This is a genomic window from Sphingobacterium suaedae (assembly GCF_042684625.1).
Taxonomy (GTDB): Bacteria; Bacteroidota; Bacteroidia; order Sphingobacteriales; family Sphingobacteriaceae; genus Sphingobacterium; species Sphingobacterium suaedae.
The window spans coordinates 1,109,049-1,123,061 of sequence record NZ_JBHULR010000003.1; the positions used below are offsets into that span (position 1 = coordinate 1,109,049).

A 14,013-nucleotide genomic window follows, 5' to 3' on the forward strand; every position below is an offset into this window, starting at 1 on the left:
GCAAGGTAATTGTACATACGGCACAAACCACAGGTACCGTCAAACATCAGAACAACTGACATGAGCTCATAAACATATCGCTATCCGGAGATGTTTGTTCTTTACTGTACTGGAGGTCTTCGGTTTACAGCTATGGAAAAGGAAAAATGAAGATGCCTGTTGGGGATTTCTAGGGTTCTCTAGGCGATCAACGTTCACACCTATTCTCCCCTATGGTTCTCTTCTTCAAGATCTCTGAATACGCTTGCTAAGCTGACGGGTGTAACAATGGAATTCCCCTTCCCATTGACAGGAAATGATGCTGTGTGCGGAAGAAGATCTCTCTTCGGCGATAATGTCTGACCACACCCCCTAGGACCGACTACATTTCACATCCGATCACTGCGTCATAGAAATTAAAAATCGAGAAATCTTCGGAGCATGATCGACCTTTCGTCGGAACAGCAAGGAGACTTGTTCGACTGGTCTTCGACTGTTGTTCGACTGGTCTTCGAGAGCTAGCTGAACAGCAGCCAAAGACGAGGCGAAGTCTAGCCGAACCTTTCTCGAACGAGTCTCGAACAAGTCCCGAACAGCTCTCGAACGAGGCTCGAACAACTCCCGAACAACTCCCGAAGCCGGGTAATTTCCCCAGGTATGCATTTTGAAGATGGTTGTTCTACGTCTTACCTATAGCCACAAGGTCCGTTACCCATTCTTAGAGACGTGTGAATATTTTCAGAGTACGCACTTTAACTTCTCCCCGAAATGAGGAATGCTCCAAATAGCAAATTCTACTCTTTTGTCTTTAACAAACAACGTTGTCACTGGACCATATAGCGAGTAGTGGATCGTCTGGTAAAAAGAGTCCCTTGTGTAATGTGGGCTTGAATTCATTATCTCCCAAGTGCCCACACTTTCTAAATGGCGTACATCAGCTGGTACGAGCCACCGGCGCGCCAGCGCATCTTCCAAACACGTGTTTTTGGTTGGCTCGAGTTCGCAGTATCTCCATCTGCCGGCAGCTCGCACAGCACAAAAAAGCCGTCCCTGAAGATTCCAAGAACGGCTTCGCGAGGTGCGCAGGCTAAATTACCAACCCGGGTTCTGCCGTAAATCGGGGTTTAAGACGAGATCTCCATTCGAAATCGGTTTTAAATATTTTTTGTCGTCAAATTTCCGGATTTCATCTGCTCGCCAGATAATATGCCCTTTTGCACCTTCTGTTAGCTTGGCGGCTTTTCCATCCACCACGAAATAGGAAACACCTTGTTTTGGGTTTGCGGGGGTTTTGCTCACAAAGGACACATCTGGAGTTCCATTGCCATCCAAATCCATTTCCTGATCCATGGCCGGGACGTAGATTCCTTTCCAAGGCATCTCCAATAAATGTCCCTTTTTCCACCGCATCAAATCGTCGTAACGCAGCCCCTCATACACCAGTTCAATCCCTCGCTCCCGACGGACCTCCAACAAAAATTTGTCTGCAACTTCCGGAAAATAGACCTGCTGTAAATACGCATCTGCATTGACCGGTTGTTTCGGATCTACACCCGCGCGTGTACGTAGAGCGCCAATGGTCTGATTCCAGATCGAAGCATCTCCAGCCAATTTACCAAGTTCGGCCGCCGCTTCCGCATAGTTCAACAGCACTTCTCCGTAACGTAGCATACTAACGGAATTGTAACTTTCCGTCACGCCGTCTAATCGTTTGTCGTCTAGACTAAACTTGAGGATATGATAGCCTGTAAAGGTGTATCCAAAATTAGCCGGAGCAGCCGAACCGTCCGATCGTTTGTAGCCCAACCCTCTAACGGTTTGAGATAAACGGGGGTCGCGACCTTCCATTTCCTTAACAAAAAGCTGTTCATCGAAGCCCGGCGTATCCGTAAAACGGCTCCCGTCCGCATTTAGATAGGTATTGACGAATTGCTTATTCAACCCCCACCGTGCACCAAATGTGGCTGAATTAAATTTCCATGTAATCTCGTGCCAACGCTTCAAGGCATTGTTATAAACATTGGCCCACATCACTTCCGTAGCAACCGGATTCTCACTCGTGAATAATGTCCGGTAATCTTTATGCGGATCCCCCGTCGTATGCAGTGCATATTGTTTGGAATCCATGATTTCTTTTGCAGCGTGCATAGCCTCGGTCAGCCATTTATCCGCCGTGTTGGACAAATTCAATTCAGCATGATACTTCCTGTACGTACCTTCGAATAAACAGATTCTAGATTTCATACCGAGGGCCACCCATTTCGTGATCATAGACGCGGTATTGTCTTTCTTATCGCGGATATGGGCAACAGCAAAATCCAAGTCGGCTAAAACAGAATCCATAACCACATGGCGCGCGTCGCGGCCCTTATATAATAATTCTTTATCGTCTGTTGCTAGGGGTTTGGAATACCAAGGTACATCGCCAAAATCCTTGACCATATCGTAATAAAATAGAGCCCGGTAAAATCGAGCCACACCGGCGTAGTGCATTCTTGCCTCTTCGGGAATAGCCGGATTGTTGTATTTACTTAAAAAGTAGTTGATGTTCCGTAGCTTTGACCAGCTCCAAGCGCCTTGATCCACCGCCGAAAAATTTCCTGCTATAAACTTCGGCGAATTATTCTTGGAGGTATACTCACCCATTTCGTCAGCTTGGACGATAGCCAGGCCACTGGGGATGAACTGTTGATAAAAGGAATTGGAATACAATTGTAAATCCGTTTCTGTCGTAAAAAACGTATTGGGAACCAGCTTATCGAATGGTTCTCGGTCTAAAAAATCTTTACTGCATGCGGAGAGCGCAAAAGCCGCCAATCCGAAAATGCTATATCGTATGATAGGGTTCATTTTGCTGAATTAAAGTGTTACGTTAAGTCCAAACGTGGTCGTTTTCAGTTGCGGATACGCGTATCCCTCGCCCGAACCGTTGGTCAGTTCGCCAAGTGGTTTTTCGATGACTTCGGGATCAAAGTTGTCGGTATGCTTAAAAAGACCAGAAAACGTGAACAGGTTCTGTGCGCTTACAAAGATCTGCACATTCGCCAGTTTTGATCGTTGCAGCCATTTTTGTGGCACATTATAATCTACCGTCAACGTTTTTAGCCGCAGATAGGAAATATCTTGCAGGTATCGCGTTTGCGGTGCCCCCAACGATCGGTCTGTTCCCAAGGCCGTATAACCTCTATATCTTGGAAAATAGCCATCCGGATTTTCTTCCGTCCACATATCGTTCATCATCTTGGTAGGCTGATATCCGTAAGGTCGGTTGTAAGGCCCCCAGAATAAGCCAGCCTCTGGCGAGAAATAGTAGTCCCGTTTGCCGATCCCCTGAAAAAAAGCCGATAAACCAATGCCATTCCATCGACCAGACAACGTGAAACCAAATTGGTACCGTGGTGAGTTATTTCCTATAATCCGGCGGTCTCCAGGATTTTCAACCGTATTATCCCCGTTGTTAATTACGTTATCCACTTCTCCGTTGGCATTCGGCAAATCGGCAAATTTTAAGTCGCCGGGCAACCAAACATTGTTGTTTGAATTGCGGATGAAACTTTGGTCAGCATGGCGAGCTACATCTTCGTCCGACGTAAAAAAGCCCAACGTTTCATAGCCCCAGATTTCTCCGATTTCCTGACCCACGTAATAGTTCGACAGTAATTTCTTCGGGTTATTGAAGCGGGTAATATGCGATCGGCTATCCCATAGCGATCCGTTAATGCCCCAATTAAATGGTTTACCGCTAAGCTCAAATTGATTGTTATAGTTGACTGTCAGCTCCCATCCTTTGGTAGATAGATCGGCAAAGTTTCCGTAGGGTACTGCCGCTCCGAACACATTTGGCAAAGGCTCTCCAACGGTAAACATATCGTATGTCATCCGGTTGTACCAGTCGAACGTGAAATTTAAAGCGTTGTCAAAAAATCCCAGATCAGCCCCCACGTTGAAAGTCGTGGAACGCTCCCAAGTCAATCCCGCAGGGATGACGCCAGGAATAGCGGTGTAACTTGGCTGCACGCCCCCGAGGATAACGCTGGTTTTCGCTACAGACATCTGTTCCAGATAGCGATATGGAGCTACGTTACCGTTTCCTAACGAACCATATGATGCTCTGAATTTAAGATTGCTCAGCAATGGCTTGGCGTCTTGAAAAAACGATTCATTCGATACTACCCATCCGGCAGAAACCGAGGGGAAGAACCCGAAACGCTGTTCAACTGGGAATTTGGAAGAACCGTCGTAGCGACCGTTCAGTTCCAAAAGATATTTTCCGTCATAGGCATAGTTGAACCGGTAAAATATCCCTAGATATGCCCATTCGTCGCCTCCTCCGGTAATATTGAAATTCAATCCATCCATTAGATTGAAGTCCGGTTTATTCGGAAGGATAATTCCGTCCCTTTGTGCATTCAGGCGACGAATGGTTTGTGTTTCTACGTTATAACCGAGGAGCGCGTTGACGTCATGTTTGTTGGCAAATTTCTTGGTGTAGTTGGCAGTTATATTCCCGGCAAGGTACCTTCTACGTTCGCCAAGCTCTCGAAGCAAGCTGCGGCCGAAGCGGTCGATAACTCCCGGCGAATTGCTGTAATTGATGTAATTGTTGGTCCTGCGTTCATCTTCCCACGTTCTGGAGTACGTCAAGTCCCCTTTTAGCGTCAAACCGTTGATGGGCTTTATGATCACGCCGGTCGTATTTCTCAACACCGTGTTGTTTAAGTCTGACGCATTATTCCCCTCGATAAAGGAAGCAATACCCGTGTAGGCAGCGGAGTGAGTATATGTTCCATCCGGATTATAGATAACCGCCATCGGGTATCCCTGATGTTCAAACTGCCTCCAAATATTGCCATCGCCGTCTGCAAACATCGGGTAATGATAATCGTAGCTGCTGATTTCTGTATTATTCTGAAAAGTTAGCCAATCGGTTACTTTGATATCCCCTTTTCCGCGGATATTGTATTTATTGAATTTATCCGGATTGAAGTTGAACAACCCTCCTTGATGGTAGTATCGTCCAGATAAAAAATAGGAAGCTTTCTCGCCTCCTCCTGAAACACTCATGGCCTGTTCTGTACTCGGCATATCCTCGCGGTAAACCATATTGTACCAATCTGTGTTTCCAAAATATTCATACCGGTTTGTCGCTTTATTAAAGATGACATCTTCTCCGTTAGGATTTTCGGCATTTTTTCTTAGGGCTTCCAAATACTCCAGTGAAAATGGGTAGATATTGTTTACGGAAATAGGAGTCGATTTATAGTCATACCATGCATTAAATGCATCATTGAAGTTCTTGGCCCATTCGTAACCATTTGTCACCAATTTTGGTTCGACCACGCGGTTATTGATGGAAAAATTTGAATTGAATGTTACGGTTGCTTTTCCGGCCTTGGGATTTTTGGTGGTAATTAGCACCACACCAAAGGCTGCCCGCGAACCATAAATCGCGGCGGAAGAAGCATCTTTCAACACAGTTACCGTCTCAATATCATTTGGATTGATCATATTAGGATCCCCTTCCACTCCGTCGATCAACACCAAGGCATTGCCCCCGGCACCGATCGAGGTTGACCCGCGCACATTAAATGTGGCTCCACGGGTCGGACTTCCATCCACCATCTTCAGATTCAAATTAGGAAGTGTTCCTTGAAGCATCCTACTTAAACTCGGAGCTGGACGGTTTTCGAGAACTTCTGAACCCACTTGAGATACGGCTCCTGTCAGATTAGTTTTCTTTTGTGTTCCATAACCAACGACTACAATTTCTTCAAGATCGTTTTTATTATTCAACTGCACCACGATATTGTTTAAGTCGCCCGACACCCGTTGTGTTTTTGAGGTAAAACCTACATACGATACCACCAAAGTAACGTTCGCGGTATTGCTTTCCAGCGTAAAACGTCCATTGTCGTCCGTAGCGACAGAGCGGTTCGTCCCCTGTATGGTTACCGTCGCCTGTGCAATCGGGTTACCACTTCCATCCACTACCTGACCCGAAATAGATTGTTGCTGGTCCATAGGCTTCAGCAGTTCCACCATTAGTTTTGACGCGGAGGCTTGAATCGGCAAGGACATGACCGTTCCTGCCAATAAAAATATTGGTATAAAAGCTTTCATAACTAAGAGACTCCGTTGTTACTTTAAGTTAATTTCAAATTGCAGGTGTTTATCGCTCCGGATATAGGTAGATACAATTTCGTAAGAGAGTTTCTGTTGTCCGGCTTCAGCAGTCAATATTTGTGTTGATTCCGGATATAAAACCAATCGTTTGGTACCTTTCCCTTGTTTCAGTTCCAATTCAAAATAGAGGTCGCTGTTGTTTTTGATCTCGTAATACTTCGTCTTGTCCTGTGTCTTACCATTGGTCTTCTCATGATAAGACGGAGAAATCGCTAGGCAAGCATGAGCCAACGCGCGGACATTTTCTTCTTTTCCAAATAAATACTTGCTCGACCAGACTACCGTTCGACCAGCATCCAATGCTTCGCGGATACCGGCGGCAGAACGGTCTTTTGCCATGACCAACGTCATGGTTCTATGCACCCCGGGACGCTCAATCGCATAATCGTGTGCAATGAGGTTATGGATATCTGTATTTCCGATGATGGTGAGGTTACGATCCAATGCCCAGTCCAACGCTTTCTTATGGAATCCAAGACCATTCACAACCTCTATCCCATGCAGTTTTTTGGCCTGATACATCTTCTCTACAAAATCTATCCATTCGTACGAACCGGGGATAGTCGTTGCTTTCCAACCGGGGTGATTCCAAAATATAAATGCCTTTTGTTCATCGGCTTTATCGATAGCGGCTTGATCCAATTTCGGATCATTATCGGCAATCAATGCGTTGGCATCTTGGATAAACAAGGCATTGAAATGTCCCGGAGGAGTTTGTCGGGTGATTTCTGTTCCCTTTACCAATACGATATTATTTTCCTTAGCCAAATCAATCGCTAAATCATGTGAACGATTGTGATCCACCTTAACATCGGCGCTGTGTGGGTTGTATTCCATATGCTCCGTATACGATATTGCATCTAAACCTTCGCGCCATGCCTCTTGGATGCGTACGTTTGGCCAGACATGCCCATCCGTAAAAACAGTGTGCATATGGAAATCACATTTCAAGATTTGATACCCATTGACATTTGGAATGTTCAGGAGCTGACGTTTAACTGGATAGGCAAATTCCGTCAAACGCAGAACGCCGTCGTCGGTTTGTGCTTGCGAATAGCCTGTAGATAATAATACAGCTCCCAATAAAATAGATTGAATTTTCATAGATAGTAACAGTTTAAGTTGACGCCAAAACTAGTTAAGTATTATTAAACAAATATTAAGAATACGTTTTCGATTGATTAATAAATAGGTATATCACGGATCAAATGTTAACAAGGTTTAAACAAAGAAATGTCAGTGGGCGTGGTAAATAGCTAGTTATCCCTCTACCTTTAGCAAAAAAGTTTTTTCGGATACGTTCCTTTATTTCAGAAACAGTTTGGCCAATGGTTTTGTGCGTCGTATCGAACACATAAAACTCGTAATCAACCCATTGGCTAAATTGTTTCCACACAATCTATACCAAGTCGGAATTCGTCTGCTCCGTTCTTGCTCCGGCTTCGTGCACGTTCCATAGTTACTTTTATCGACGCTCTCAAAAATAATGTAAAGTACTTCATCGTCCTCTAGAATAGCCTCTAGCCAAGGCGTTAGAAACCAAGGGCCAACAATACCGTCCACGATAACATCGTATCCCCCAAAGCGAACCGTTTGGCCGTTGCTAAAAACGCTTCAATCACAATTAGTTTGTTGTTCCGACTCGAGTAAAAAAGGAGCTATAGCTCCCTTCTGAATATACCGGTAAAAGTCATCCGTATGCATATGTGCCGATGTACGAAAAGTAGCCCCCTTCGCAATGATAGAAGCGGCCGCACTTTTGCTGTTTTCCAGGAGGAGAACCGGTCAGTATAATAATCCCGCCGTTATGTCTACTATCTTTCATAACTATTATAAATAGTTTAAACGCGTCGTCATCGCAAGTAGCAAACTATTTTGTAGAGTTGCAATCGTATACGGCTAGTTGTATTTATAGCAGGCCACACAACAAGGCTTTGATGGTCTATATGCGATCTTCTCTTAAAAATATATGTTCAACAGGGACGATTTTATTGTTTTTCGAAAACTTTACGCGTGCTGAACTGTTCTTAGGGTGTAAATTATTACATAGATATAGTTCGAGTATCCCCCGCAGCGATGCACGGGGTACTTTCTCACGACAACGACAACATATTACACATAAACTTAAACACTATGGGATTCCCGTGCATACCACACGGGATTTTTCATGTCTCCGTTTTGCGGAAGATTTGATTAAAGACGGCAGGCGTCACGTTCTTATTTTTAGTATATCCGTCGGCTATACTGTGGGTAGTGACCGTAGTTAAAATTTACCTACCTTTGTAGTTTGATATTCATTTTAAACGTACAGCAGTGTCTTTAGATAAATTAAAACTTAACAAACGTCTCCACGCTTCCATGAACAATTTGGGCTATTTTACCCCAAAAGCGTTTCAGTTGAAAGCGCTCTCTCGAATAATTGGCGGACAAAGTATTCTTGGTATTGCCCCTGAAGGCGCCGGAAAAACCACCACCTATGTCCTTGGCGTGTTGATGCGTCTAAAGTATACGCAAGATGAGGCACCTAAGGTACTAGTTTTGGCCCCAAATGAAGAGCGAATCGCTGAAATCGTCGATCGTTTTATAGTGATCAGCAACAACAAGAACCTGCACATTATGGGGCTTAAGACGAGTGGAGGCATGGAAGAGGAAATAGAAGATCTGGTTCGAGGTGTAGACATTGTGGTGGCAACACCGAACCGTGCCCGAGCGGTGTATTTAAAACTGGGGTTGAATTTGAACCGCATACAGACTGTGGTCATCGACGATGCGGATGAAATCGTTAAACAAGGCATGCAAACGACGGTTAGAGAACTGGCGCAAAGCTGCGGCAATGTTCAATACCTAGCATTCAGCACCGTCGAACACGATAAATTGCATGCGATGATAGATGACTTTATGCCGTTTGCGACGCCTATCGAAGTAGACGAACTTGGCGAGAGTACCATGGAGACACACGATCTTATGCTTTATCAGGTACCAAACTTTACGACGAAAATCAACCTGTTAAACTTGTTGATGAGCGATACTGACGTGTTCGATAAGGCGGTTGTTTTTGTGAATAGCCGATTAACTGCGCACAAGCTTTTAGGGCGGCTACACGTGAAAAAGGGCGAAGCAGCAATCTATAAACCTTTTTTCCATGAAGATGCAGGGATTGACAATATACACGATTTTCACCAACTATCGGAATGCAGAATACTTCTTGTTGCCAACGAGGGAACAGAAGACATGGATTTAACAAACATACCGTTTATCATTCATTTTGAGTTGCCAGAACAACAAGAGGTCTTTGCCAAACATATTCAAAAAACTTCGGATGCCGAATCAATCGCCATCACGTTTACGACGGACATCGAACTTCCTGACCTTCGAAAAATAGAACAGGTATTGGGCAAAAAAATTCCGGTGACACCCTTGCCCGACGACCTACTGATCTATTGGCCGAGTGATACACCAAAGGTAAAAGATAAAATAGATGAATCGCAAGGTGGCGCTTTCCATAAAAAGAAAGAGAGCAATAGCAAAACCTATAATTATGGTAGTGGCGTGAAAGCGAAGATGACAAAGAAAAATAATAAACGAAAATAATCCATGAAGTTTCGGTTCCTTTAAGAAACGGAGCCGAAACAACTGCATATGCTGGAATTATTTCTATGCATTTTCACTCAAAAAGTTAGGAACGCTTCCTAGCACGACGACAGATTATCAGCGCACCGACTTTACCGCCAATATAGCGTCCTTCCTTACGCCATAGCCCCGTTGGCGCCTATGGCTTGCCCACTTATCCATTTGGCATCGTCACTGGCAAGAAAGACAATCACTTTAGCGATATCAATGGGATCCCCAAGTCTATTAAATGCATTTAACGATGCCAACTGGTTTATTAATTCCTGTGATTTACCTTGTGTAAATAGCTCCGTATCGGTAGGTCCAGGCAGAATAACATTGACATTGATTCCGCGCGCGCCTACTTCTTTTGCGAATATTCGGGTCAGGTGTTCAACGGCTGCCTTGGTTGCAACATACGTGCCGTAACCCGGCATCATCAACCGCGTAGTGGTGGAAGAGACATTAATCACACTTCCGTTATCGGCAAGCCTGGTTGCCGCCTCTTTCAAGGTATTGAATGTCCCCTTAACGTTCACATCAAATTGCTGCGTGAAATCCTCACCTGTTGTATCCTTGATCAGCTTCGTGATCATAATTCCTGCGTTGTTTACCAAGACATCGATTCGACCGTAATGAGCTATAGCGGCGTCAAACAAAGCGGTCACTTCATCCGCTTTGCTCACATCGGCCTGCAGGCAAACGGCATCGCCGCCAGCTGCCTGAATGGTAGATACCACCTGTTCAGCGGCTTCCTTTCCATTGGCATAATTGACGATTACCCGCGCGCCGGAAGCAGCCAGTTGACGAGCCACCTCGGCTCCGATACCTCGTGATGATCCTGTCACGAGAGCGACTTTGTTCTTTAACATGTTCATGTTGTCTATTGATAAGTTTCCGTTTATGATACGCATGGTGGGCAAGACCGATCTAGAAAACGAATAAAGGCTTTCGCAAAGAGGTACCCGGTTTTCTAGGCTATACGCTCCTTTCCCTATTTCGGGCAAAAATCAGATAATCGGTGTTGATCGGTTCCAAACCGTTCCGGCGCATTTCCATTGCTATCTGCGCCCGATGATAACTGCCGTGATTAAAGATATGTAACAGAATGTCTTGTAAGGAATTTTGATAGGCCACGTTTTTACTGTCTTTATAATCGATTAGTTGATTTTGCTCCGGCACGTAGGCTTTTACAATTTGACCTAGTTCTTCCGAAGCGGTACGATGATAGTGTTCGCATGTTGTAAGGTCATGTTCCGTCCACACGGACACCGGCGATGGTACTCCATTGATCCTACTCAGCCAAATGACTTGTGCATTCATGATGTGACTCAATAAACGCAGACAAATGGAAGGAACGGCATCGGAATACCCGCGCAGGGTTTCTAGCAGCAATGTGTTGGCCCAATCGGTATATAACCATAAATGGTGCAAAGACCCAGACATTGTATTTTGCATCGATTGTGTGTTTAAGCTTAGTAAATATACGATAAATATACACATATAACCTTAGGCCAGTTATCTAAAACCCTTACCTGGCCGAAGCGCATACAGATGTGTTCGGCATATCATGAGCGAAGCACAACTCAAAAAACCTATATGGAGACGTCGCAAAGGGCATTCCAACGTTTGTCTGGTTTCACTCCCCTATAAAATACGTACGCCTTTACCGGCAGCATTAAATTGGCGAGCAAGCCAAAAAAGAGGTGTTTTTTAGTTTGTTTAAACACATCTATTTCCGTTGTAAGACGTAGGGCATAGACGCACGTTGGTCCATCCACGCCTTTCAAAAATAGGCATACATGCACTTCCAATTATATCAATTCGGGGAATTTAAACGTACACCAGGTTATATAACCATGATCCTCTCCCCATATTGCGGAGACGCTTTCCCGTCATCTTTTAACGAATGAATTCCACATCCTGCTGACAGTATCGAGGTTCGGATCAGGCAATACCATATTCGTCCACTACTTTGGGGTTTAATTGACGTATATCCGACAATTAACGGCGCCAATTCAAACCGAACATGCTTACATTTGATAAACATTAGCTTGCCGTAAAATCATGAAAAAAATAGGCTTTTTATCCTTCGGACATTGGGCTGATCATCCATCTTATCAAACGCGTACAGCACGTGATACCTTGTTGCAATCGATCGAACTAGCCGTAGGCGCCGAAGAAATTGGCATGGACGGGGCGTATTTCCGGGTTCATCATTTCGCACGGCAATTGGCATCGCCATTCCCATTGCTCGCAGCGATAGGCGCCAAGACCCGCCATATTGAAATTGGCACAGGCGTAATCGATATGCGCTACGAAAATCCCATGTACATGGTGGAAGATGCTGGTGCAGCAGACCTGATCTCCGGTCATCGGCTGCAACTTGGCATCAGTCGGGGATCCCCCGAACAGGTGATTGACGGCTGGCGCTATTTTCATGAAGATCTTGCCGACGGAGAAACCGACGCGGATATGGGGCGCCGAAAGGCCCTGGCGTTTTTAAAACGATTGGATGGCACCGGTTTCGCAGCGCCTAATCCAAACCCCATGTTTCCGAATCCGCCTGGTCTACTCCGACTGGAGCCACATTCAGAAGGATTGCGCGAACGCATATGGTGGGGTGCGGCCTCCAACGCCACGGCGATATGGGCTGCACAACAACGGATGCACTTACAAAGTTCGACCTTGAAATACGATGAGGGTGGGAAGCCCTTTCACATACAACAGGCTGAACAGATACGGCTTTATCGCGAAGCGTGGAAAGCCGCCGGCCATCCGGGAGAACCTCGTGTTTCCGTTAGCCGTTCTATTTTTGCATTAATGAATGACCAAGACCGTTATTATTTTGGACAGCAAGGGACGAGCGTGGACAGCATTGGGATGATTGAGGCGGATAAACGAGCCATCTTCGGAAAAAGCTACGTGGCGGAACCAGATACGTTGGTGAAAGAACTCGCTAAAGACGAAGCCATTCAAGAAGCAGACACATTGCTGCTGACCATTCCAAATACGCTGGGTGTTGACTACCACATACATATCCTTTCTGCTATATTAACGCATGTTGCTCCACAGCTCGGTTGGCGTTAAACCCTGTCGCCAATGATCAAAAATATTCGATACAAAACAAAGATCGTGATCATCGGTGCTGGTCAAGCTGGCTTGTCTGCAGCCTACCACTTGAAAAGGCGCGGGCTGGAAGTCGGGACGGATTTCATGATCGTGGATCAAGCGCCCCGCCCAGGTGGTGCGTGGCAATTCCGCTGGCCGTCGCTCACCCTAAGCACCGTAAACAAGATTCATAACCTACCTGGCATGTCCTTTGCAGAAACGACTGAACCGCGCGCAACAGATGTTCAGGCCAATATTGCCGTTCCCCATTATTTCGACTTGTATGAAAAAAAATTTGGCCTTCAGGTTTATCGGCCACTAACGGTTGAAAAAGTATTCTTACGGCAGGGTCGCTTTTTTCTTGACAGCGCGACAACATTACTCTCCGCACTCGGGATCATCAACGCGACGGGAACCTGGGAAAATCCATATATACCAGAATACCCCGGTGCTGCTCAATTTTCAGGGGAACAACTTCATACCAAAGACTTTAAAACGGCGAGCTACTTTAAAGGCAAACATGTCATTATCGTTGGTGGGGGCATATCCGCCATGCAGCTTCTGGATCAGATCTCCAAGGTGACGACGACGACCTGGGTGACCCGTCGACCACCCATATTTCGGGAAGGGCCGTTTGATGATATGGCAGGTCATGATGCTGTAGCTCTGGTCGAAGAACGTGTTCGGGCCGGGCTACTGCCGCAGTCCGTTGTGTCTGTTACGGGACTCCCCTTTTCCGACGAGATCAAGGATATGGAACGACGTGGGATACTCATTCGTCATCCGATGTTCAGCGAAATTACGGAAACGGGTGTAAAATGGGCGGATGGGAAGGAGATATCGGCTGATGTTATCCTTTGGAACACAGGGTTTAGATTTTCGCTAGATCATTTGGAAGCCGTGCTGCCTCGAGAAGAGACGGGTGGAATACGCATGTCCGGAAGATTGGCCACCCAAGTTGAAAAAGCGCCCAACATACATTTGGTTGGGTATGGCCCGTCGGCTTCTACCATAGGCGCGAACCGTGCTGGTGCTGCCGCCGCGCAGGAGCTTATGGAAACATTACGGCTTTAGCCGATCTCGTCGCTGACTTTTGTCCACAAAAAGTCGATTATTAGAATACCCTATGAA

The 14,013-nt window shown here is 45.7% G+C and carries 9 protein-coding genes; 3 read left to right on the plus strand and 6 right to left on the minus strand.

Annotation, left to right across the window (positions count from 1 at the left end):
• Window positions 1-378 precede the first annotated feature (378 nt).
• The 4 genes from ACFSR5_RS08240 to ACFSR5_RS08255 all read right to left on the minus strand — a co-directional run bounded on the left by ACFSR5_RS08240 (window position 379) and on the right by ACFSR5_RS08255 (window position 7,266).
• Window positions 379-642 carry a hypothetical protein gene (locus ACFSR5_RS08240; RefSeq protein WP_380902572.1) on the minus strand — a complete coding sequence of 88 codons (264 nt, stop codon included), beginning with the start codon at window positions 640-642 and terminating at the stop codon, window positions 379-381.
• Between the two features lie 429 nt (window positions 643-1,071).
• Complete coding sequence (locus tag ACFSR5_RS08245) at window positions 1,072-2,829, minus strand: RagB/SusD family nutrient uptake outer membrane protein (protein ID WP_380902574.1); 1,758 nt, start codon at window positions 2,827-2,829, stop codon at window positions 1,072-1,074.
• A 9-nt stretch (window positions 2,830-2,838) separates the two neighbouring features.
• Entirely contained in the window at window positions 2,839-6,099 is a 3,261-nt protein-coding gene (locus ACFSR5_RS08250; protein ID WP_380902576.1) for a SusC/RagA family TonB-linked outer membrane protein, read from the minus strand.
• Window positions 6,100-6,117: 18 nt separating this feature from the next.
• Window positions 6,118-7,266 (minus strand): Sb-PDE family phosphodiesterase, encoded by a 1,149-nt coding sequence (locus ACFSR5_RS08255; protein WP_380902577.1) that lies wholly within the window; start codon window positions 7,264-7,266, stop codon window positions 6,118-6,120.
• A 1,209-nt stretch (window positions 7,267-8,475) separates the two neighbouring features.
• Between ACFSR5_RS08255 and ACFSR5_RS08265 the strand changes: the two genes are divergently transcribed.
• A complete protein-coding gene (locus ACFSR5_RS08265) occupies window positions 8,476-9,753 on the plus strand; it encodes a DEAD/DEAH box helicase (RefSeq protein WP_380902579.1) in 1,278 nt (425 codons plus the stop codon).
• A gap of 155 nt (window positions 9,754-9,908) precedes the next feature.
• On the opposite strand, the gene ACFSR5_RS08270 is transcribed toward ACFSR5_RS08265, so the two are convergent.
• Complete coding sequence (locus tag ACFSR5_RS08270) at window positions 9,909-10,643, minus strand: SDR family oxidoreductase (RefSeq protein ID WP_380902581.1); 735 nt, start codon at window positions 10,641-10,643, stop codon at window positions 9,909-9,911.
• A gap of 106 nt (window positions 10,644-10,749) precedes the next feature.
• Window positions 10,750-11,229: a DinB family protein gene (locus ACFSR5_RS08275; RefSeq protein WP_380902583.1), complete on the minus strand. Its 480-nt coding sequence runs from the start codon at window positions 11,227-11,229 to the stop codon at window positions 10,750-10,752.
• A 609-nt stretch (window positions 11,230-11,838) separates the two neighbouring features.
• Between ACFSR5_RS08275 and ACFSR5_RS08280 the strand changes: the two genes are divergently transcribed.
• The gene (locus tag ACFSR5_RS08280) at window positions 11,839-12,861 is read left to right on the plus strand and encodes an LLM class flavin-dependent oxidoreductase (RefSeq protein WP_380902585.1); all 1,023 of its coding nucleotides are present in this window, start codon (window positions 11,839-11,841) and stop codon (window positions 12,859-12,861) included.
• A 12-nt stretch (window positions 12,862-12,873) separates the two neighbouring features.
• A complete protein-coding gene (locus tag ACFSR5_RS08285) occupies window positions 12,874-13,956 on the plus strand; it encodes an NAD(P)-binding domain-containing protein (RefSeq protein ID WP_380902587.1) in 1,083 nt (360 codons plus the stop codon).
• Window positions 13,957-14,013: the final 57 nt, after the last annotated feature.